The sequence below is a fragment of the Prevotella sp. E13-17 genome, assembly GCF_022024035.1.
Lineage (GTDB): Bacteria > Bacteroidota > Bacteroidia > Bacteroidales > Bacteroidaceae > Prevotella.
The window spans coordinates 3,067,066-3,089,732 of record NZ_CP091787.1; the positions used below are offsets into that span (position 1 = coordinate 3,067,066).

Below are 22,667 nucleotides of genomic sequence, written 5' to 3' on the forward strand. Positions count from 1 at the left end.
ACATGAAGATGATGAACAAAAGCATAGCATTTCTACTCTTCGCCGCTGCGTCGCTGCCCATGAATGCCCAAAAGGCATGGAGCCTGCGCCAGTGCTGCGACTATGCGGTGGAGCACAACATCACTGTAAAACAGTATGAGAACCAGCGCCACCAGCGTGAACTGCAGTTATCTACAGCCCGCAATTCGCGACTGCCTGACTTGAGCGCCAGCGCAGGTCAGAATTTCTCGTTCGGTCGTGGACTGACGGCAGAGAACACCTACACCAACACGAACACGTCTTCAACCTCATTCTCGCTGGGAACAAGTATTCCGCTATTTACGGGATTCCAGATTCCTAACAACATCCGACTGAACGAATTGAACCTCGAAGCAGCCACACAGGACCTGGAGAAAGCACGCAACGACATCCGCATGCAGGTGGCACAGGCCTACGTACAGATACTCTACGACCTGGAGCTATCGGACGTAGCCCATCGACAAATCAGCATTGATTCGGCACAGGTGGCCAGACTGCAGGCCTTGCTCGATGTAGGAAAGGTGAGCGAGGTAGAACTGGCCCAACAGAAAGCAACACTTGCGCAGAGCCAACTGACAGCTACACAGGCTGACAACAACCTGCAACTGGCTTTGCTGTCGATGACTCAACTGCTAGAACTGGAAAGTCCTGATGGCTTTATGGTGGAGCGTCCACAGGTGGCAACACCAACCGCAGAGCCGATTGGCATCACACCTGATGACATCTATGCCGAGGCCTTGGCCATCAAGCCCGAGATTCAGGCACAGCAACTGCGCCTGCGTTCAACAGACAACAACATCAAGATTGCACAGGCAGGACTCTATCCTCAACTCAGTTTCAGTGCCGGTCTTGGCTCCAACTACTACAAGACTTCGGGCTTCCCTGCCGAGACCTTCAGCAAACAGATTAAAAACAACTTTAGCCAGTATCTGGGCTTCAGTCTAAACATCCCCATCTTCAACCGCTTTCAGACACGCAACAATATCCGCGCTGCCAAGTTGGAGCGCAACAGTCAGCAACTACAGTTGGACAACACGAAGAAGACACTCTACAAGGAGATTCAGCAAGTGTACTACAATTTGGTTGCTGACAACAGCAAACTGCGCAGCAGCAATCAGGCACGCGAAAGCAGCGAGACCGCTTTTCTGCTGACACAGGCTAAGTATGAACAGGGTAAAGCCACGCTGACCGAATTCAACGAGGCCAAGAACAACTACCTGAAAGCAGAAAGCGAACTCACGCAGTCGCGCTACGAATACCTGTATCAGCAAGCCTTGATACTCTTCTACCGCGGACAAGAGCTGTCGCTGTAGGACGTAAAAAAAGTGAATAAAATTTGGTAGTATCGCAAAAAAGCGCTACCTTTGCAGGCGATTTCAAGAAGAATCGCCTGTTTTTTTTATTTTTTGGACGATGGTGTAATGGTAACACTACAGGTTTTGGTTCTGTCATTCCCGGTTCGAATCCGAGTCGTCCAACTTCATACAGGAGGAAACTTATGAAAAAGAAAATCGTTGTTTTGACGGGTGCAGGAATGTCGGTGGAGAGTGGACTCCGCACATTTCGTGATGCTGATGGCTTATGGGAGGAATATCCCGTTGCCCAAGTGGCTACACACGAGGGATGGGAGGCTGATCCGACGTTGGTAACAAACTTCTACAACATGCTTCGTAAGAAGTGCTGGGGCGTTAAACCCAACGAAGGTCATCGGCTGGTTGCACAATTAGAAGAGAAATACGACGTCACCGTGGTGACGCAAAACGTGGACAACCTGCACGAGATGGCAGGCTCTTCGAAAGTCATTCACCTGCATGGCGAGCTGATGAAAGTATGCTCAAGCCGCGATGTTGACGACCCACGCTACCAGCAGACGCTGACACCCGACAACTGCGAGATTGAGCCAGGCACAAAGGCTGGCGATGGTTCGCTGCTTCGTCCGTTCATTGTTTTCTTTGGCGAAGCCGTTCCCAACATCACCATTGCTGCCGAAGAGGCCATGCGTGCCGACATTTTTATTGTGATTGGCACCAGTCTGAACGTTTATCCCGCAGCAGGTCTTCTTCACTATGTACGTCCTGACGTTCCTGTTTACCTGATTGACCCCAACCCTGTAAGCGCTGGAGCCAAAGTTAAACAGATACAGAAAGGCGCAAGTGCAGGCATGCAGGAACTGAGCGAACTGTTGATGAGATAGCCCACCGTGCGTTTCCACCAACTAAACACAAATCTTCAACCGCCCGTCAAGCTGAACAATCCGTTTGACTATCAGCCTCATCCGTTGTCGCTATTGGCCGCGGAACAGGTTTCTATATACATAAAAGGTATAGAAGACTGGCAGGAGGAGATTGCTGCAGGCAAGATGTTTGGCGTACTGGTGTGCCAGAACATGGAAGGCGAATTAGGCTTTATCGCTGCCTATAGCGGACAATTGGGCGGACGGGCTGACTGGCCTTGGTTTGTGCCGGCAGTCTTCGACTACTTGCAACCCGATAGCTATTTCAAGCAGGAAGAAGGTGCCATCACAGCTATCAACCATCAGGTAGAGACACTGGAGAACAGTTATCAACTTTTGCATCTGCGACAAGAGATAGTCCGACTGAAGACCTTGGCCGATGTTGAGGTGAACGACTATAAGGAAGTGATGCGCAAATCGAAGGAACAGCGCGCAGCGGCACCCATTCGAACAGAGGCGATGACCCGCGAGAGTCAGTTTCAAAAGGCCGAGCTGCGCAGACTGAAAGGGCGCTGGAAAGATCGCATCGCAGAAGCCGAACAGGCCCTTTCGCCATTGGAAGACCAGATTAACCAACTAAAACAAGAACGCAAGCGTCGCTCTGACGCACTGCAACAGTGGTTGTTCGGCCAGTTCATCATGTTGAATGGACAGGGCGAACGCCAATCACTCTTAGACATTTTTGCCCCCACATCACAGGGGGTTCCTCCATCAGGAGCCGGCGAGTGCTGTGCGCCCCGATTGCTTCAGTATGCCCTCAACCATCATCTTCGTCCGCTCTGCATGGCGGAGTTCTGGCAGGGAGCATCGCCAAAGATGGAGATAAGACACCACGGACAGTACTATCCGGCCTGTCGAGGCAAGTGTCTTCCCATCCTTTCCTTTATGCTTCAAGGACTGGAGGTGGAGCAACTGACACCATCGGCAGAGGCATCCGCCCTGGACATCATCTATGCCGATGCCGACATTGTGGTTGTCAACAAGCCCTCAGGCATGTTGTCGGTACCCGGAAAGACTGCAGTTGTGTCTGTCTATGACCTGCTCAAGGAAAGATATCCTCAGGCAGAAGGGCCTATCATCGTGCACCGACTGGACATGGACACCTCGGGCATCATGGTGGCAGCCCTTACCCTGAAGGCCTATCACCACCTGCAGAAGCAGTTCATCAATCGTACTACGCATAAGGAATACATTGCGCTAGTCCAGGCAAAGGACCACTTTACACCTGGCAAAGGACAACTCTGCCTACCCTTGCGTGCCGATATAGACGACCGTCCACGCCAGTTGGTGGACTTTGAGCACGGTCGGCACGCATTAACCACCTACGAGGTGCTCTCCGTGAACGACCGTACAGCCCGTCTGAGACTGGTGCCCCACACAGGTCGCACCCATCAGCTGCGCGTACATTGTGCTCATCATCAAGGACTTCACGCCCCCATCCTGGGCGACAACCTCTACGGACAAGCCTCCGACCGTCTCTATCTACATGCAGAAAAGTTGTCATTCACCCACCCCACAACAAGCGAAAAGCTCACATTCTGTGCACCTGTTCCCTTTTAATCAACATATAAAAAATATTAATTAAAAGCATCTAACAATATCAATTCATAGGAAAATACCTACCTTTGCTACAAATATACTATTTAATAACAAGTAAAAATGAAAAAATTATTCATTAGTGCACTGTTCCTAATGTTCGGTGCAATGACAATGGTGGCTCAACAGATGCCTCCCATTCCCGTTGACCCAGAGGTGCGAATTGGTAAGTTGGACAACGGTCTGACCTACTACATCCGTCACAACGAATGGCCCGAGCATGTAGCAAACTTCTACATTGCTCAGCGCGTGGGTTCTATCCAAGAGGACGAGACGCAGCGTGGACTGGCCCACTTCCTTGAGCACATGGCCTTCAATGGATCAGAGAACTTCCCCAACAAGCCCGGCAAGAGCATCATCGACTTTACCCGCTCGCTGGGTGTTGAGTTTGGTAGCGACCTGAATGCCTATACCTCTATCGACCAGACCGTATATCGTGTCTGCAACGTTCCCACGACTAAAGGGCAGGCAGCCCTCGACTCTTGTCTGCTGATTCTAAAGGACTGGTCATGCGGTCTATCACTCGAAGCAGACGAGATTGACAAGGAACGCGACGTGGTTCACAATGAATGGCGTCTGGGTGAAGGTCCCTCACAGCGCATGATTACCCGTTCATTGCCTAAGATTTATCCTGGTTCGAAATATGGCGAGCGCATGCCTATCGGACTGATGAGCGTCATCGACAGCTTCAAGCCCTCTACGCTTCGTGCCTACTACCAGAAGTGGTACCGCCCAGACAACCAAGCTATCATCGTAGTTGGCGACATCGATGTCAACCACACCGAAGCCATGGTCAAGCAGTACTTCGGCGGCATCAAGGTTGCAGCAAACGCTGCTCAGGTAGTGCCCGAACAAGTCCCCGACAACGAAGACCCCATCTTTGTCTTCGAGAAGGACAAGGAGATGCGCATGAACAACATCATCCTGTTTATGAAACACAACGCCACACTGCCCGAGGAGAAGGTCAACATGGACTACCTGCTCGAGGTATATATCAAGGGTGTTGTTGCACAGATGTTCAACTCGCGTATGCGCGAACTGGCCGAGGATCCCAACTGCCCCTTCCTTCAGGTTTCTGGCGATGACGACGACTATCTGTTGGCCAAGACCAAAGCAGCCTTCCAGATGATGGGTGTGCCCAAGGAAGGCCGCGACATGGAGACCCTCTACACGATGGTTCGCGAAGCTCGTCGTGTGGCAAAGTTTGGCTTTGCCGCTACTGAGTACGAGCGTGCCAAGGCCGACTACCTGAGTGCGCTGGAGAAGCAGTACACCAACCGTGCCAAGATTACCAATGCACAATACGGCGATGACTATCGCGACAACTATCTGGCAGGCGAGCCTATCCCCTCTATCGAGATGCTCTACCAGATCATGAACCAGATTGCACCCAACATTTCCGTAGAGGTTGTCAATCAGGTTCTGCCTCAGCTCATCAGCGATAGCGACAAGAACCTTGTCGTGATGGAGTGGGCACGTGAAGCCGATGGACTCACCTACCCCACCGAGGCCGACATGAAGGCTGCCGTGGCTAAGGCCCGTGCCGAAGAACTCGTCGCCTATGTTGACAATGTCAAGAACGAACCTCTGATGGCAAAGTTGCCAAAGGCTGGAAAGATTAAGAAAGAAAGCGAGAACAAGACCCTTGGCTACAAGGAGCTGACACTGTCGAATGGTGCTACTGTTATCCTGAAGCCTACAGACTATAAGGATGACGAGGTTCGACTGGAAGCATTTGCCATGGGTGGCAAATCACTCTTTGGCGAGGCCGACTATGCCAACTTGAAAGTCTTTGACCAGGTGATTGGCTATAGTGGCATTGGCAACTTCTCAAGCACAGAACTCAGCAAGGTTCTCGCAGGCAAGAACGTCAATGCTGATGCAACACTGGGACTTACTCGCCAGTACGTTACTGCCCACTCTACACCAAAGGATCTGGAGAGCATGTTCCAGATGATGTATCTCTACTTCACTGCCATCAACAAAGACGAGAAGCAGTTCCAGAACCTGATGACTCAGTTGGAAATGGCACTGAAGAACAAGCATCTCTCTCCCGATGCCGTTTACAACGACTCGCTGACCAACACCATCTACTGCCACAATCCTCGTTTCCAGAGTTTGGAAGTAGAAGACCTAAAGAACATCAGCTACGACCGCATCCTGGAGATTCACAAAGATCGCTTCAAGAATGCGTCTCAGTTCACTTTCGTCATCGTAGGTAAATTCGATGAGCAGCAGATTCGTCCTTTCGTTGAGCAATACATTGCCTCACTGCCCGGCAAAGGCAAGGCTGATAAGTTCAAGGACGTTCAGACCATCGCCACCGGCAAGATCGTGAATAAGTTCACACAGAAGAGCGATTCGCCCAAAGCTACCGCCGTTGAACTGTGGACAGCCAATGCGCCCTATACGCTCGAAAACATTGTGAAGCTTGATGCTGCCGGACAGATTCTGTCAATGCTCTATCTGCGCACCATCCGCGAGGAAGAGAGCGCTGCCTACTCATGCGGTGCTGGCGGACAATTCTCGTTGAGCGGCTCTACTCCCATGATGCAGTTGCAGGCCTATTGCCCCATGAACCCCGACAAGGAAGAGATTGCCGTCCGTCTGCTGCACGAAGGCATCGAGAAGGCTTCTAAGGAGATTGACGCCAACGATCTGGCTCAGATTAAGGAGAACATGCTGAAGAATGCCGATATTCAGGCAAAGAACAACGGTTACTGGATGAACGCCATCGTCACCTGGAAGGAGTACGGACTGGACATCCACACCAACTATAAGAAAGCCATTGAGGCACTGACACCTCAGGCGCTCAGCCAGTTTATCAAGAATCAGATATTGAGCAGCGGCAATCACATTGAAGTGATCATGACCCCCGAGGCCAAGTAAGCCACTGAAGCTATCAAAACGATAAGGGGCATCGCTCAGCTGAGCGATGCCCCTATTCTTTGTATCATCGTGATCGATTAACGGACCTCCCAGATATCGTTGGTCTCCAACAGCTCCGTGAAGTTGTGATACTTCTTCTGAGCGCTTACCTCTGCCAACTGAGCATGAACAGCCTCGTCGTAGGTGGGAGCCTCAACATCGCGAATCACACCAAGAGCAATGGGGAAGCCATCCTCTGGCGTCATCATGGCAAGCTTCAGCTGCAGGGTATTGTCTTCGCAGTGAGCATCATGCACCAGCACATCGTCGATGGTATAACCATCCTTGCCTATCTCAACGACCTTCAAGCCGAAGCCCTGCTGAACAAGACCGAACTCGTTGTTCTCACCGAACACCAGCTTTTCGCCATGTTTCACATAGATAGCATTCTTCTTACGACCCTCGTTATTGTAAACCACGTCGTGGCAGTGGTCGTTGAAGATCACACAGTTCTGCAGTACCTCAGTAACCGAAGCACCCTTATGCTCATAGGCAGCCTTCAGCACCTCAACAGTACCCTTGGCATCGGTAGCCACGCAACGGGCAAAGAAGTGTCCACGGGCACCGAAGCAGAGCTCGGCAGGACGGAAGGGATCCTCTACCGTTCCATAGGGGCTCGACTTTGACACGAAGCCACGGGGCGAGGTAGGACTGTACTGACCCTTTGTCAAACCATAGATACGGTTATTCAGAAGAATCATGTTCAGGTCGATATTACGACGGTTAGCATGGATAAAGTGGTTGCCACCGATAGCCAGTCCATCGCCATCACCCGACACCTGCCACACGGTCAGGTCAGGATTTGCCACCTTTGCGCCAGTAGCAATAGCCGCAGCACGACCATGAATCGTGTTCATACCATAGGTAGCCATATAGTGAGGCAGACGACTTGAACAACCGATACCAGAAATCACTGCTACGTTCTCGGGAGCTACACCAATCTCGGCCATAGCTTTATGGAGTGAAGCCAGGAAAAAATGGTCACCACAACCAGGGCACCAACGAGGCTGGCCTTTCTTAAAATCTTGTGCTGTATAACTCATAACTCTTAATTTTTCACTTTTCACTCTATACTTTACTTCTTCAAGATCTCCTCGAATGCGTTTACTAACTCTTCTACAACGAAGGGCTGACCCTTTACCTGATTGAACTGGTAGGGAACAAAGCCATCCACCTTCATGCGCAGATAGCCAGCCAACTGTCCCATGTTCTGCTCGGCCACAACCACCTTCTTGTATTTAGTAAGAACGGCAGCCGTGTTTTTAGGCAGCGGGTTCAGATACTTGAAGTGAGTCTGAGCAACTTTATAGCCCTTCTGGCGCAACTCATCCATGGCTGAATGCAGATGACCATAGGTAGAGCCAAAACCAACGATGAGCAAGTCTGCATCTTCTGCATCACCACCAACTTCAAGGTCGGGCACCTGAATATTGTCTATCTTCTGCTGGCGCAAGCGTGTCATCAGGTCGTGGTTCTCTGGATTTGTTGAGATAGCACCCGTGTTCGAGTCCTTCTCCAGTCCACCCAGAATATGAGCAAAGCCCTCACGGCCAGGCACAGCCCAGTAGCGTGTACCGTTTTCTGCGCGCATGTATGGTGTCCACTTGCCTTTCAGTTCCTCGGGAACATAAGGAGGATTGATGGCATCCAGCTTAGTGATGTCTGGCAGTTTGAAAGCGCCAGAACCATTGGCAACGAAAGCATCGGTGAGCAGCACCACAGGTGTCATGTGTTCCAACGCGATCTTACAAGCCTGATAAGCAGCATCAAAGCAGTCAGTAGGACTCGTTGCAGCCATCACAGGCATCGGACTCTCACCGTTTCGACCGAAAAGAGCCTGCAGCAAGTCGGTCTGCTCCGACTTTGTCGGAAGACCCGTAGCAGGACCACCACGCTGCACATCAAGCACGACCAATGGCAACTCCATGATGACAGCCAAGTTCATGGCCTCACTCTTCAGGCAGATGCCAGGTCCTGAGGTGGATGTCACACCCAATGCACCTGCGAAAGACGCACCGAGGGCAGAGGCGCATCCGCTGATTTCATCCTCACACTGCACGGTAATCACGCCACATGACTTATGCTTAGAAAGTTCATGAAGCACATCGGTAGCAGGCGTGATAGGATAAGAGCCCAGATACAGTTTCAATCCAGCCTTCTCGGCAGCAGCGATGAAGCCATACGCCGTGGCTTTATTACCAGTGATGTCCATATAGCGTCCTGGAGTCTTCTCCTTGGTCTCCACACGATAAACATTGATGGCACTGGAGTGCGTATTGTGACCGTAGTCCCAACCAGCCTGTATCACCTTGATGTTTGCCTCGGCAATAGCAGGCTTCTTGGCAAACTTCTCGCGCAAGAAATTGGCGACGAGATTCAGATCGCGGTCGAAGAGCCAGCAAACCAATCCCAATGCAAACATATTACGGCACTTTAACATGGCCTTATTGTCCATACCACTGTCAGCCAAGCAATCCTTCACCATCTGGGTCATCGGACAAGCCACCACGCGGTCTGCATCAATACCCATCTCGCCCAAATAATCTTCTGTTGCGAACTGAGCCTTCTCCAAATCCTTGGGTCCGAAAGAATCTGTATCAATAATGATTGTTGCGCCGGGCTTGGCATAGCGATACTGTGTCTTCAATGCTGCTGCATTCATGGCTACAAGCACGTCACACTTGTCACCAGGAGTATAAACCTTACCAGCACCAATGTGAACCTGGAAACCAGACACACCTGTCAGCGAACCTTGCGGGGCGCGGATATCTGCAGGATAGTCGGGGAATGTTGAGATGCCGTTGCCAACGGTGGCACTGACAGTAGAAAAAATGTTTCCGGCCAACTGCATACCGTCGCCAGAGTCTCCAGAGAAGCGCACGACCACTTGATCGAGTACTTTCACTTCCAAATTTTCAGCCATATTTTTAAATAATTATACGAAGTAAGTTTAATTTTGGGTGCAAATTTCGGAATATTTATCGAATTATCAAAACTTTTATGCAAGAAATGTACAAAAATGAATAAAAAATCACTTTTTACTTACAAATTGCTAATAATTGTTAGGCAATTTCGCCATATCAGGATTTCTTCGTAACTTTGCGCCGCAAAATAAAAGAAAACATAAGGGATATAATGGAAATTATCAGAAATCAACATTTTGAAGGCGAGCGTCCTTTATTCGAAACACACAACGCTCGTTTGGAACAGGTAACAATTGGTGAAGGCGAGAGCGCCATTAAAGAGTGTTCAGACATCGAGGCCGAAGATTGTCATTTTTGGGGCAAATACCCCTTCTGGCATGTTCATGGTTTCAAGATCAACCGCTGTCAGTTTGACGCTGGTGCGCGCTCTGCTCTGTGGTATAGTGATCATATGGACATGCGCAACACGCGCATAGACGGACCAAAGATGTTCCGTGAGATGCACGACATGTATTTAGAGAATGTGGTCATCAACGATGCCGACGAGACTTTCTGGAAATGTCGCGACATCGAAGCTCGCAACCTTGAGTTGCACGATGGCACTTATCCTTTCATGTTCTGCGAGAATGTGAAGATCGACGGATTGAAGAGTGATTCAAAGTATGTATTCCAGTATTGCAAGAACGTAGAGATTCACAATGCCAATATCGTAACGAAGGACTCTTTCTGGGAATGTGAGAACGTGACCATCTACGACTCTGTGCTTGATGGTGAGTATCTGGCTTGGCATTCAAAGAACGTACGCTTGGTCAACTGTCACCTGGCTGGCGAACAACTGCTGTGCTATGCCGACCAACTGGTACTTGAGAACTGCACATTTGCCCCCGATTGCGACCGCGTATTTGAATATAGCTGCATGGAGGCCGACATCAAAGGACATATTGAGAATATCAAGAACCCCACCAGCGGGCATATCATCGCCGACTCTATTGGCAGCGTGACCATCGACAAGAACATTAAGCAGCCTGCCAATTGCGTGATTGAGGTAAGGAAATAGAACATCAACGTCTATTTATAAAAAAGGAGAAGAACATGTCCAAATATAATTTCGATGAGATAGTCACACGCCGCCACACTGGCTGTGTAAAGTGGGATGAACCCCGTCCGCTGTCCATTGAGGGCGAAGACGTCATTCCTCTATGGGTAGCCGATATGGACTTCAAGGCAGCCCCCGCCATTCAGGAGGCAGTCATCAAGCGGGCTCAACATGGTGTTTACGGTTACACCGTTGTGGAGGACGACTATTTCGATGCCGTCATCTCCTGGTTCAAGCGTCGCCACCAGTGGGACATTCACCGCGAAGAGATTATCTACACCACAGGAGTGGTTCCGGCCATGTCGGTAGCCGTCAAGGCACTGACCATGCCTGGCGAGAAGGTGTTGATCCTCTCGCCCGACTACAATTGTTTCTTCTCCAGCATCCGCAACAATGGCTGTGAGGTTTTAGAGAGCATCCTGAGTCCTGTTGGCAACACTTTTGAAGTTGACTGGCACGACTTCGAAGCAAAATGTGCCGACGAGAAAACCACCGTATTCCTGCTCTGCAACCCTCACAATCCAACGGGGCGTGTGTGGACCAAAGAAGAGCTGGCACGCATGAACGACATCTGCATGAAGCATCATGTCAAGGTGGTGAGCGACGAAATCCACTGTGAACTTGTCATGCCAGGCCATCGTTTCCAGCCCTTTGCAGCTGTCAGCGAGGCATGCCGACAGAACAGCGTCGTTCTGAACTCACCATCTAAGTCTTTCAACATTGCAGGACTACAGGCCGCCAACATCATCTGTTCTCAACCTGAGTGGCGCCATCGATTAGACCGTGCCGTCAACATCAACGAGGTGTGCGATTTGAACCCCTTTGGTCCTGTAGCCCTGAAGGCTGCCTACAACGACAGTGAAGACTGGATCGACGAACTGAACAGTTATCTATGGTCAAACTACCAGATGGTGTGCGATTATGCCAAGGAGCATCTGCCCCAATGGAAGGTCAGTCAGCTGCAAGGCACCTACCTGCTGTGGATTGACATCACTGCTACAGGCATGACCGCCCAGACCTATGCCGACCATCTGTTGCGTGACTATCACGTCTGGGTCAACCCCGGCACCATGTACGGTCCGCAGAGTGGCGAAGGCTATATCCGACTGAACATTGCTTGTCCGCAGTCACTTCTCAAAGAGGCATTGGAAAGAATCAAGGAATAGGTCATGAGCATCTCCATCAATAGAGAACAACGCATCCGGCGAGCAGAAGAACTCTTCATGCAAGGGTTCAACTGCTCGCAATCGGTTGTAGCCGCCTTTGCCGACATCTATGGCTACACCGAAGAACAAGCATTGCGCATGAGTGCAGGCTTCGGTGCTGGTATCGGACGTCTGCGCATGTCATGTGGCGCCTTCAATGCACTGGCATTGCTGGCTGGGCTGGACTGCGGGTCCGTGACTCCCGGCGATCGTGAAGGCAAATCCTATAATTATAAAGTGGTGCAACAGTTGGCCGACCGCTTTCGCGAGGCTCACGGCTCACTCATCTGTGCCGAATTGCTCAAGTTGAAGAAGGATGCCCCACTCAGCTACGTGGCCTCTGAGCGCACTGCCGAATATTACAAGACACGCCCCTGTGTGAATCAAATTATATCTGCTGCCCATATATTTGCTGACTATTTGGAAGCAAAACAGTGATTTTTCTTACGAATCATTCGTTATTTCAGAATAATTTTGTACTTTTGCACGCAAAATTATCAAATCCTCATATATGGCTTATACACGCATGACTGCTGCTGAAGCTGCAGCACTGATAAAAAACGGAGAGAACATTGCCATGAGCGGCTTTACGCCTGCAGGTGTGGCAAAGGCAACGACAAAGGAGTTGGCAAAGATTGCCGTAGCCGAGCACGAAGCTGGTCGCGAGTTCAAGGTGGGCATCTTCACGGGTGCATCTACCGGTCAGAGTACTGATGGCGACATGGCCAATGCTCAAGCTATCAAATATCGTGCGCCCTACACCACCAACCCCGACTTCCGCAAGCATGTGAACAATGGTGAGATTCCCTACAACGACCTACACCTGAGCCACATGGCACAGGAGTTGCGCTATGGTTTCTACGGAGACATCGACTGGGCTATTCTCGAAGTCTGTGATATCGAGGAGTGCGGCAACGACTATCATGTTTACCTCACAGCTGCCGGTGGTATCAGCCCCACTGCAGCTCGCTTGGCAAAACATGTCATCCTGGAGCTTAACAGTTTCCACAACCCCAATGCCAAGTTCATCCACGACGTCTATGAGCCACTGGATCCTCCCTACCGTCAGCCCATCATGATTACGAAGGTGAGCGACCGTATCGGTGTGCCTTACGTGTCTATCCCCAAGGACAAGGTGGTAGGTGTCGTAGAGTGCAACATCCCCGACGAGGCGCGTGCTTTCAAGGACTCAGACCCTGTGACGGAGAAGATTGGTTTCCTCACGGCCGAGTTCCTGGTAGAGGAGATGCACAAGGGACGCATTCCCAAGGAGTTCTTGCCACTTCAGAGCGGTGTAGGCTCTACGGCCAATGCCATCCTGGCTGCTTTGGGCGAGGATAAGCACGTGCCCGACTTCAACATCTATACTGAGGTGATCCAGAACTCTGTCATCGAGATGATGCTCAACGGACGTGTAAAAGATGCGTCAGCCTGTTCGCTCACCGTCAGCAACGAGTGTCTGATGCAGGTTTACGACAATATGGACTACATGAAGCAGCACCTTACGCTGCGTCAGAGCGAGATATCTAATTCGCCCGAGGTCATCCGCCGATTGGGTGTTATCGCCATCAACACTGCCATCGAGGCTGACCTCTATGGCAATGTCAACTCTACACACATCAGCGGTGTCAAGATGATGAACGGCATTGGCGGCAGCGGCGACTTCATCCGCAATGCCTATCTCTCTATCTTCACCTGTCCGTCTGTGGCCAAGGGTGGCATCATCTCAAGCATCGTGCCCTTCGTCAGCCATCAGGACTCTTCCGAACACGACGTGAACATCATCGTCACCGAACAGGGTGTGGCCGACCTGCGCGGCAAGAGCCCGGCTCAGCGTGCCGAGTGCATCATTGAGAACTGTGCACACCCCGACTACAAACAGTTGTTGTGGGACTACCTGAAGATTTCAAAGAAGGGACAGACCTGCCACAACCTGACTGCTGCCTTTGCCATGCACGACACTCTGGCACGCAAGGGCGACATGCATCTGACCGATTTCTCAGAATACGTAAAATAAATACTGATGCGACATCAGCGCAAACAACGATGGCTGCTACTCCTGCTCTGGGAATTAGCAGCCATCTGTGTTTCTGCACAGACCACAGCCACCGACTGGCATCAGGTGTACCAACAACTGATTGAAGACTATGCCGACGACGAGGAGGCTAACTTATCTGATGCCGACATAGACTTGTTGCAACAGCTGGCCGACCACCCTATCAACCTCAATGCCACAACACGCAGCGAACTGGAACAGCTGCCTTTTCTCTCCCAACAGCAGGTCATGGACCTCATGGAGTATCTGGACCGCTATCGGCCTGTGCGCTCCATGGGCGAACTGCGCATGATACGCTCCATGAACTATCAGCAACTGACGCTGCTGCCCTATTTCGTCTATGTCGGTGAATACACGCCAGCTGTCAACATGCGGCCACCAGCCAACATCCGTCAGGCACTCACAGCCACTGGCAACGTGCCTTTCTACGACCGTCAGGGCGACAAGAATGGCTACCTGGGGCCTAAATATCGGCATTCACTGCACTACGAACTGGACTATGGCAAAAAGCTACGCGCAGGTTTGATCGGTGCGCAGGACGCTGGCGAACCATTCTTCACCAACAAGAACCGCTGGGGATACGATAACTATTCTTACTTTGTTCAGGTCAACAACTTGGGCCGTGTCACCACAGCCATCATCGGGAAGTATAAACTATCTGCCGGCATGGGGCTGACAGTGAACAATGGGTTATCGCTGGGAAAGACCATCACGCTGCAGTCGCTGGGCCGACTGACACAGGGCATCCGCCCACATAGCTCTCGCTCCGAGCAAGGCTATTTTCAGGGTGTCGCAGCCACCGTCAGACTCACCAAGCCACTATCGCTCACCCTATTCGCATCGCACCGTGGGGTTGACGCCACACTCAACGACGATGGCGGCACAGTCAAAACGCTTATATACAGTGGCTACCACCGCACACCTGACGAGATGCTGAAGAAGCACAACACTCACCTCACTGCCTTCGGCATGATTGCCGACTATCATGCAGCCGCCTTTCGCGTGGGTGCCACTGCCATCTACACGCATACCGACCGAGAGTTGCAGCCTGACGTCACGCAGCGTTTCCGCTACTACAATCCCAAGGGCAGCCAGTTTCTCAATGCCAGCCTGTTCTATGGCTACGAGCATTACCGCTGGAGCATTCGTGGCGAGACTGCCATCAGCCAAGACGGAGCCATCGCCACTATCCACTCGCTGAGTCATCAGTCACGCAGTGGAACGAGCATCACAGCGCTGCATCGATTCTACAGCTACCGCTACACGTCACTCTATGCACATAGTTTCAGCGAAGGCTCGCGCATACAGAACGAGAACGGCATCTACATCGGTGCCACCTGCCGACCACTGTCCCACCTGCAGTTGCAGGCCTATGCCGACTATGCCTACTTCCCTTGGCCACGCTACCGCGCGTCGCAGCCATCACACGCACTCGATCTCTTTCTGCAAGCCAACTACCACCTGTCACGATGGGATCTCTCCGGACGTCTGCGCGCCCGCTTCCGCGAACAAGACGATGACAGCAAGACTTCACTTGTGTCCGTCAGAGAACAGCGCGGACGCCTGTCGGCCACCTATCAACCCTCTGAGTTACTCTCACTGAAGACCCAATTGGACCTCTCACAGAGGTCGAATCCCACCATCAGCCGTGGTGCCATGTTGAGCCAGCAGGGCACCTATCAGACCAAAAGGCATCTGATCAGTGCCACCGCTGCCCTGTTCCTTACCGACGATTATGACAGTCGTCTCTATCTCTACGAACGGCAGATGCGCTACGATTTCTCATTTCCCATGTATTATGGTCGAGGCATGCACCTCATGCTGTTGGCACGCACCGCCATCACTCCCTCCCTGCACCTCACCGCCAAGCTGGGCTACACCAATTATTTCGACCGCACAGCCATCGGCTCCGGACTGCAGGAAATACCCCATTCCAGCACCACCAACCTCTCGCTACAACTTCAATACCGCATCTGATTCATGCGCTTGCTCGCCAAAGGTCCATCAGCTTCTGCTTGTTGACATGCGTCATGTTTGCAAGTTGCCATCGGAATGTTCACCCAAAGCGGCACTTTCCGCATGGAATGGCGGTGCTTTAGTCATCTGACACCATCGCAACAACAACATAAGAGTTATGCTTTTATCGCAGTTCTAAGGGCTGGAGAGCCCACTTCCAGCCCCTGGATAGCAGCCGTCCAGCCCCTGGATAGCAATTGTCCAGCCCCTGGATTCAACTCAATAGTGGCACTATTAGCCGCAGAAAGTGCCACTATAACGCACGTAAACGAGCACTTTAGGACAACGATAGTGGCTCTTGATGATGGTCAAAACAAAAAAAAGGAGAACCATCGTCAGTGTGACAGTTCTCCTTTTCTTTATCGGACAGCGACATGCACGTGGCAAGACGCCATGCTTAATGCTTACGGTTGGCACGCTGCTCGCGGTATTTAGCCTTCTGACGGGCCGAGCCGCTGCCGTGTGCGCCAGTGATGAACTTCTTCTTTTTAGCCTTGGTCTTCACCTTACCCTCGTTGGGGTCTTTGCGCTCTCCACCGCGACCAAAAGAAATTCCATTCTCAAGAATCGACTGAAAATCATCCTCTCTGCCCATAACATATATTTATTTGATTAGCAATCTAACCACTCCCCTCCCTCACAGGGAGGGGTCGGGGGAGAGTCTTTTCTGTGTGTTATTAATGATGGAACAGGCGAACACCAGTAAAGGTCATGGCGATGCCATACTTGTCGCACGTCATGATGACATGGTCATCGCGCACAGAACCACCAGCCTGAGCAATAAACTCTACACCACTCTTGTGAGCACGCTCAATGTTGTCGCCGAAGGGGAAGAAAGCATCAGAGCCCAAAGCCACCTTAGTGTTCTTTGCAATCCACTCATGTTTCTCCTGTAGCGTCAGCACCTCGGGCTTCTCGGTGAAGAACTGCTGCCAAGCGCCATCGCGCAATACGTCGTCGTGCTCCTCTTCAGAGATATACACATCGATGGTGTTGTCGCGGTCGGCACGACGGATGCCCTCCTTGAAAGGCAGATTCATCACCTTGGGATGCTGGCGCAACCACCAGATGTCGGCCTTCTGTCCTGCCAAACGTGTGCAGTGAATACGACTCTGCTGTCCGGCACCGATACCGATAGCCTGACCGTCCTTCACGTAGCATACAGAGTTAGACTGTGTGTACTTCAGGGTGATGAGGGCAATAATCAGGTCGCGACGTGCCTCTTCGGTGAATGTCTTGTTGGCTGTGGGAATATTCTCAAACAGAGCGGGATCGTCCAGACGAATCTCGTTGCGGCCCTGTTCGAAGGTAACGCCAAACACTTGCTTTGTCTCAATGGGTGCAGGTGTGTAGGCGGGATCTATCTTAATCACATTGTATGTACCCTTACGCTTGACCTTCAGAATCTCGAGTGCCTCGGGGGTATAGTCTGGTGCAATCACGCCGTCGCTCACCTCACGCTTGATAATCAGCGCTGTGGTAGCATCGCAAGTGTCGCTCAGGGCTATAAAGTCACCATACGACGACATGCGGTCGGCACCACGTGCACGTGCATAAGCACAGGCGATGGGCGATTCATCAAGCCCTTTGATGTCATCTACGAAATAGATGTGCTTCAGCGTGTCGCTCAGGGGCAGACCTACTGCAGCACCTGCAGGCGATACGTGCTTGAACGAGGCGGCAGCAGCCAGGCCTGTAGCAGCCTTCAATTCTTTCACCAGCTGCCATGAGTTAAATGCGTCAAGCAGGTTGATATAGCCAGGACGGCCGTTAATCACTTCGATGGGTAACTCTGAGCCATCCTGCATAAAGATGCGTGATGGCTTCTGATTCGGATTGCATCCGTACTTCAATGCCAATTCTTTCATACCTTATAAAAAGAGAAAATAATACCTTTTCTGACTGCAAAGGTACTCATTTTTTGCAAATTATTCTCCTGTATCCTTCATTTTTATTTTTCCTTTAACTTCATTTTATATCTTCCTCAGAAACGAAAGGATGCCCGCTTCCATAAAAAGGAAAGCAGGCATCCCGGCGCAATCAATTATAAAGAAGTTATTTTATAAATAGTCTCTTCGTGTTGATAATGTATAGACCGCTTGGTAGTTTCAGTACCTGCTGTAGAGGCATCTGACGAGAAACCAGTGTGCCATTAAGCGTATAGACAGTCACGTACTTACATCCGGCAAAGATTTTCTCAATGCCCGAAGTGATGTCGGCGGTGTAGGTGATGTCATGAGCAGGCATCGTCTTGTATTCCTGGTCGCTCACCCATCCGTTGAAGGTGTAACCTTCCTCGGCTGTGTATTGGCGTAGTACGATAGTTGCGCCATATTCCACTGGGTCACGTGCCCACTCTTGTCCGTTCACTATATAGATAACGTTGTATTTGTTGAACGTGTAAACGGCATCGTAGGTTACGTCATGAGCAGGAACGGTAGTACCTTCTGCCAATGTCGGATTCCAACCAGTAAAGGTGTGGCCTTCCTTCTCGGGGGCAGTTGGTGGTGTGATAACAGAGCCATAGTCTAGAGAATCTGTTTTGATGGTTACACCATCTGCCGTGAATGTCACGGCGTACTGGTTGACTGTAAACTGAGCCGTGAATGTCAGGTTAAATGCAGGCATCGAATCAGGAATCTCTGGTGTCCACCCAGTGAAGGTGTAGCCTTCCTTAACCGGATCGGTTGGCTTGGTTATGGAGGTCGCATAGGTTACCTCGTTCTCGCTTTCCTGTCCGTCAACAACCCATGTCACCTTGTATTTGTTGGCTGTGTATACAGCGTCGTAGGTCACATCGTGTGCGGGCATTGTTGCACCTACCGTCAGTTCTGGATTCCATCCTTTGAAGGTGTGGCCTTCCTTGTCTGGAGCCTCGGGTGCAGTAATGGTAGCACCAAAGTCCAGCGCTTCAGTCTTAATAGTCTCACCATTGGCAGTAAATGTTATGGTGTACTGATTGACAGTCCACGTAGCCTTATAGCTTCGGTTCTCCGTACTACCCGTAGCAATAATTACCGATGTCGTTGCCTCGTTGAGTCCCGTACCAGTCCATCCGGCGAAGGTATATCCCTCGCGGATAGGAGCGTTCAGCGTGATAGGCTGGCTCTCGATGGTGTAAGTTGTAGCGTTGGTGACACCCTCGGGCATTGCACCACCGTCCAGGTCATAGCTGATGGAGTAAGTGATAGCCTCCCATTGTGCCGTGAATGACTTATTCTCGGCAGGAACCTTGCTAGGTACCTGTGTGTCCCAACCCTTGAAGGTATAGCCAGTCTTGGTAGGAACCGGAGCTGTCAGGTCGCTGTTGTAGTCCTGTACCTTCACCACGTTCTCCTCACCATTGTTCAGTACGAACGTCATCGTGTACTGGTTGATGGTCCACGTAGCCTTATAGCTTCGGTTCTCCGTACTACCCGTGGCAATAATCACCGATGTCGTTGCCTCGTTGAGTCCCGTACCAGTCCATCCGGCGAAGGTATATCCCTCGCGGATAGGAGCGTTCAGCGTGATAGGCTGGCTCTCGATGGTGTAAGTTGTAGCGTTGGTGACACCCTCGGGCATTGCACCACCGTCCAGGTCATAGCTGATGGAGTAAGTGATAGCCTCCCATTGTGCCGTGAATGACTTATTCTCAGCAGGAACCTTTGCAGGAACAGCAGTATCCCATCCCTTGAAGGTATAACCAGTCTTGGTAGGAACTGGTGCCGTCAGGTCGCTGTTGTAGTCCTGTACCTTCACCACATTCTCCTCACCATTGTTCAGTACGAACGTCATCGTGTACTGGTTGATGGTCCACGTAGCCTTATAGCTTCGGTTCTCCGTACTACCCGTGGCAATAATCACCGATGTCGTTGCCTCGTTGAGTCCCGTACCAGTCCATCCGGCGAAGGTATATCCCTCGCGGATAGGAGCGTTCAGCGTGATAGGCTGGCTCTCGATGGTGTAAGTTGTAGCGTTGGTGACACCCTCGGGCATTGCACCACCGTCCAGGTCATAGCTGATGGAGTAAGTGATAGCCTCCCATTGTGCCGTGAATGACTTGTTCTCGGCAGGAACCTTGCTAGGTACCTGTGTGTCCCAACCCTTGAAGGTATAACCAGTCTTGGTAGGAACTGGTGCCGTCAGGTCGCTGTTGTAGTCCTGTACCTTCACCACATTCTCCTCACCATTGTTCAGTACGAACGTCATCGTGTACTGGTTGATGGTCCACGTAGCCTTATAGCTTCGGTTCTCCGTACTACCCGTGGCAATAATCACCGATGTCGTTGCCTCGTTGAGTCCCGTACCAGTCCATCCGGCGAAGGTATATCCCTCGCGGATAGGAGCGTTCAGCGTGATAGGCTGGCTCTCGATGGTGTAAGTTGTAGCGTTGGTGACACCCTCGGGCATTGCACCACCGTCCAGGTCATAGCTGATGGAGTAAGTGATAGCCTCCCATTGTGCCGTGAATGACTTATTCTCGGCAGGAACCTTGCTAGGTACCTGTGTGTCCCAACCCTTGAAGGTATAACCAGTCTTGGTAGGAACTGGTGCCGTCAGGTCGCTGTTGTAGTCCTGTACCTTCAACACATTCTCCTCACCATTGTTCAGTACGAACGTCATCGTGTACTGGTTGATGGTCCACGTAGCCTTATAGCTTCGGTTCTCCGTACTACCCGTGGCAATAATCACCGATGTCGTTGCCTCGTTGAGTCCCGTACCAGTCCATCCGGCGAAGGTATATCCCTCGCGGATAGGAGCGTCCAGCGTGATAGGCTGGCTCTCGATGGTGTAAGTTGTAGCGTTGGTGACACCCTCGGGCATTGCACCACCGTCCAGGTCATAGCTGATGGTGTAGGTGATAGCCTCCCATTGTGCCGTGAATGACTTATTCTCAGCAGGAACCTTTGCAGGAACAGCAGTATCCCATCCCTTGAAGGTATAACCAGTCTTGGTAGGAACTGGTGCCGTCAGGTCGCTGTTGTAGTCCTGTTCCTTCATCACATTCTCCTCACCATTGTTCAGTACAAACGTCATCGTGTACTGGTTGATGGTAAACTGAGCTGTGAAGTTTTGGTCGGAAGCCGGCATCGTTTCAGGAACCACGGGAGTCCACCCCGCAAAGGTATAACCTACCTTCTGTGGGTCAGTGGGCTTGGTGATGGCAGTTGCGTAAACTACGGAATCACTCTTCACTGTTTCTCCCTCAGAAGTGAACTTAGCTAAGTATTTGTTGGGCGTGTACTGAGCCGTGAAGACTACATCAGAGTCGGGTACCAGTTCTGGTACTTCGGGTTCCCATCCTTTGAATGTATGTCCCTCTTTTGCAGGTGCCTGTGGAATCACTATGGCAGTAGCATAATCCTGCTTCTGGTTAACTACAGCCTCTCCTTTAGCCATGAACTTTACCTGGTACTGATTGATGGTGAACTGAGCCGTAAAGGTTTGGTTTTCAGCAGGCATGTTCTCAGGTACGACAGGCGTCCATGCAGAGAATGTGTATCCCTTCTTCTGCGGATCCTCGGGTAACGAGATAGCATCCTCGTAGAGCACAGAATCACTCTTCACAATTTCCCCTTCAGAGATAAACTTTGCCACATACTTGTTGCGCGTCCACTGAGCCGTAAAGGTCATGTTGCTTCCAGGAATGGTAGCAGGTACTTCAGGATCCCAACCGGCAAAGGTGAAGCCAGTCTTTGTAGGAGCACTCGTTGCGGGAATAGACTCACCATAGTTCTTCGTAATCCATCGAATCTCCTGCCCGTCAACTACATAAGTCATCGTGTACTCATTAATTTGGAACTGAGCCTCGTAAGTTAATGGGTTGTTAGGCATCTTAGAAGCTACGGACGGTGTCCACTTCGTAAAGCTATAGCCCTCCTTACTAGGATTCTCTGGCAGTACAATCGTTGAGTTGTAGTCCTGCAATTCCGAACGTACCGTGTCGCCCTCACTGATGAATGTCAGTAAGTGCTGATTGGGCGCAAAGATAGCCTGCAATTCCGTAGCCTTCATGACAGCGAAAGTACAGGTGTCGTTTGTCTCATCATTTGACCATTTCACGAAGTGATAGCCGGTATTGGCTGTCGCTTTGAGGTGTGCTATTTCCTCCTCCTCATAGATGCCGCTGCCAGTAACGGTTCCCATCACCTCGTCGTTGGGGGTTCCTGTCACCTGATACTTTGGCGTATTGGCAATGATGTCGTATTGAACGGGAGTTGACACTTCGCCAATCGTTCCACCATCCACAAGAGCAATCTTCGCACCATAGATGCGCTTTTCCTCTTGTGTCAATTTGTTGTAAACCTTCAAATAGGCTGTTTCCTCAGAAACGCCATCGCAACGGATTTGCAATAAGCCGTACTTATAGGTGATCTCATTCTTCACAACCTGTTCAAAGGTTGCTACGCCACGACATTCTTCACCGACAAAGGCAGCCACCTCATAGGGTGTGGTGTCTTCGTAGACGTTGGTGCCATCAGTCAGGTGGAAGTAGACCGACATATAAGATTGGTTTGCGTTAATATCGCATTGCCAGTGGCTCTGGGCACTGAGGGCCGAAGCCCACAGTACCATAGCCATGATGGATAAGATTCTAATCTGTTTCATAAGC

The 22,667-nt window shown here is 51.0% G+C and carries 14 protein-coding genes and 1 tRNA gene; 10 read left to right on the plus strand and 5 right to left on the minus strand.

The window, feature by feature from the left end:
- Positions 1 to 8: 8 nt before the first annotated feature.
- From L6472_RS12310 to L6472_RS12330, 5 genes are all read left to right on the plus strand, one after another.
- Positions 9 to 1,331, plus strand: a complete 1,323-nt coding sequence (locus tag L6472_RS12310) for a TolC family protein (protein WP_237805529.1) — start codon at positions 9 to 11, stop codon at positions 1,329 to 1,331.
- Positions 1,332 to 1,425: 94 nt separating this feature from the next.
- Positions 1,426 to 1,496 (plus strand) — tRNA-Gln (locus L6472_RS12315).
- A 20-nt stretch (positions 1,497 to 1,516) separates the two neighbouring features.
- Complete coding sequence (locus tag L6472_RS12320; protein ID WP_237805531.1) at positions 1,517 to 2,212, plus strand: NAD-dependent deacylase; 696 nt, start codon at positions 1,517 to 1,519, stop codon at positions 2,210 to 2,212.
- Positions 2,213 to 2,218: 6 nt separating this feature from the next.
- On the plus strand, positions 2,219 to 3,811 hold the full coding sequence (locus L6472_RS12325; protein ID WP_237805533.1) for an RluA family pseudouridine synthase: 1,593 nt from the start codon (positions 2,219 to 2,221) through the stop codon (positions 3,809 to 3,811).
- Positions 3,812 to 3,910: 99 nt separating this feature from the next.
- The gene (locus L6472_RS12330; RefSeq protein ID WP_237805535.1) at positions 3,911 to 6,736 is read left to right on the plus strand and encodes a pitrilysin family protein; all 2,826 of its coding nucleotides are present in this window, start codon (positions 3,911 to 3,913) and stop codon (positions 6,734 to 6,736) included.
- Between the two features lie 77 nt (positions 6,737 to 6,813).
- Here L6472_RS12330 and L6472_RS12335 read toward each other — a convergent pair whose 3' ends face one another.
- The gene (locus L6472_RS12335) at positions 6,814 to 7,818 is read right to left on the minus strand and encodes a 2-oxoacid:ferredoxin oxidoreductase subunit beta (protein WP_237805537.1); all 1,005 of its coding nucleotides are present in this window, start codon (positions 7,816 to 7,818) and stop codon (positions 6,814 to 6,816) included.
- 32 nt (positions 7,819 to 7,850) lie between these two features.
- On the minus strand, positions 7,851 to 9,698 hold the full coding sequence (locus L6472_RS12340; protein WP_237805539.1) for a 2-oxoacid:acceptor oxidoreductase subunit alpha: 1,848 nt from the start codon (positions 9,696 to 9,698) through the stop codon (positions 7,851 to 7,853).
- A 212-nt stretch (positions 9,699 to 9,910) separates the two neighbouring features.
- Between L6472_RS12340 and L6472_RS12345 the strand changes: the two genes are divergently transcribed.
- From L6472_RS12345 to L6472_RS12365, 5 genes are all read left to right on the plus strand, one after another.
- Positions 9,911 to 10,756, plus strand: coding sequence for a DUF3737 family protein (locus tag L6472_RS12345; RefSeq protein WP_237805540.1), 846 nt, complete (start codon positions 9,911 to 9,913; stop codon positions 10,754 to 10,756).
- Between the two features lie 35 nt (positions 10,757 to 10,791).
- Entirely contained in the window at positions 10,792 to 11,961 is a 1,170-nt protein-coding gene (locus L6472_RS12350) for a MalY/PatB family protein (RefSeq protein ID WP_237805541.1), read from the plus strand.
- A gap of 3 nt (positions 11,962 to 11,964) precedes the next feature.
- Positions 11,965 to 12,438 carry a C-GCAxxG-C-C family protein gene (locus L6472_RS12355; protein ID WP_237805542.1) on the plus strand — a complete coding sequence of 158 codons (474 nt, stop codon included), beginning with the start codon at positions 11,965 to 11,967 and terminating at the stop codon, positions 12,436 to 12,438.
- Between the two features lie 73 nt (positions 12,439 to 12,511).
- Positions 12,512 to 14,017, plus strand: coding sequence for a succinate CoA transferase (locus L6472_RS12360; RefSeq protein WP_237805543.1), 1,506 nt, complete (start codon positions 12,512 to 12,514; stop codon positions 14,015 to 14,017).
- Between the two features lie 6 nt (positions 14,018 to 14,023).
- Entirely contained in the window at positions 14,024 to 16,033 is a 2,010-nt protein-coding gene (locus L6472_RS12365; protein ID WP_237805545.1) for a helix-hairpin-helix domain-containing protein, read from the plus strand.
- A 436-nt stretch (positions 16,034 to 16,469) separates the two neighbouring features.
- Here L6472_RS12365 and L6472_RS12370 read toward each other — a convergent pair whose 3' ends face one another.
- The 3 genes from L6472_RS12370 to L6472_RS12380 form a co-directional block, all read right to left on the minus strand.
- Positions 16,470 to 16,667 (minus strand): hypothetical protein, encoded by a 198-nt coding sequence (locus L6472_RS12370; protein ID WP_237805547.1) that lies wholly within the window; start codon positions 16,665 to 16,667, stop codon positions 16,470 to 16,472.
- 82 nt (positions 16,668 to 16,749) lie between these two features.
- Positions 16,750 to 17,940, minus strand: a complete 1,191-nt coding sequence (locus L6472_RS12375) for a phosphoribosylaminoimidazolecarboxamide formyltransferase (RefSeq protein WP_237805549.1) — start codon at positions 17,938 to 17,940, stop codon at positions 16,750 to 16,752.
- A 187-nt stretch (positions 17,941 to 18,127) separates the two neighbouring features.
- On the minus strand, positions 18,128 to 22,663 hold the full coding sequence (locus L6472_RS12380) for an InlB B-repeat-containing protein (RefSeq protein ID WP_237805551.1): 4,536 nt from the start codon (positions 22,661 to 22,663) through the stop codon (positions 18,128 to 18,130).
- Between the last annotated feature and the right edge of the window lie 4 nt (positions 22,664 to 22,667).

Coding starts and splice junctions, on each gene's coding strand:
- L6472_RS12310 (WP_237805529.1), top strand. CDS start 9: ATGATGAACAAAAGCATAGCATTTCTACTCTTCGCCGCTGCGTCGCTG.
- L6472_RS12320 (WP_237805531.1), top strand. CDS start 1,517: ATGAAAAAGAAAATCGTTGTTTTGACGGGTGCAGGAATGTCGGTGGAG.
- L6472_RS12330 (WP_237805535.1), top strand. CDS start 3,911: ATGAAAAAATTATTCATTAGTGCACTGTTCCTAATGTTCGGTGCAATG.
- L6472_RS12335 (WP_237805537.1), bottom strand. CDS start 7,818: ATGAGTTATACAGCACAAGATTTTAAGAAAGGCCAGCCTCGTTGGTGC.
- L6472_RS12340 (WP_237805539.1), bottom strand. CDS start 9,698: ATGGCTGAAAATTTGGAAGTGAAAGTACTCGATCAAGTGGTCGTGCGC.
- L6472_RS12345 (WP_237805540.1), top strand. CDS start 9,911: ATGGAAATTATCAGAAATCAACATTTTGAAGGCGAGCGTCCTTTATTC.
- L6472_RS12350 (WP_237805541.1), top strand. CDS start 10,792: ATGTCCAAATATAATTTCGATGAGATAGTCACACGCCGCCACACTGGC.
- L6472_RS12355 (WP_237805542.1), top strand. CDS start 11,965: ATGAGCATCTCCATCAATAGAGAACAACGCATCCGGCGAGCAGAAGAA.
- L6472_RS12360 (WP_237805543.1), top strand. CDS start 12,512: ATGGCTTATACACGCATGACTGCTGCTGAAGCTGCAGCACTGATAAAA.
- L6472_RS12365 (WP_237805545.1), top strand. CDS start 14,024: ATGCGACATCAGCGCAAACAACGATGGCTGCTACTCCTGCTCTGGGAA.
- L6472_RS12370 (WP_237805547.1), bottom strand. CDS start 16,667: ATGGGCAGAGAGGATGATTTTCAGTCGATTCTTGAGAATGGAATTTCT.
- L6472_RS12375 (WP_237805549.1), bottom strand. CDS start 17,940: ATGAAAGAATTGGCATTGAAGTACGGATGCAATCCGAATCAGAAGCCA.
- L6472_RS12380 (WP_237805551.1), bottom strand. CDS start 22,663: ATGAAACAGATTAGAATCTTATCCATCATGGCTATGGTACTGTGGGCT.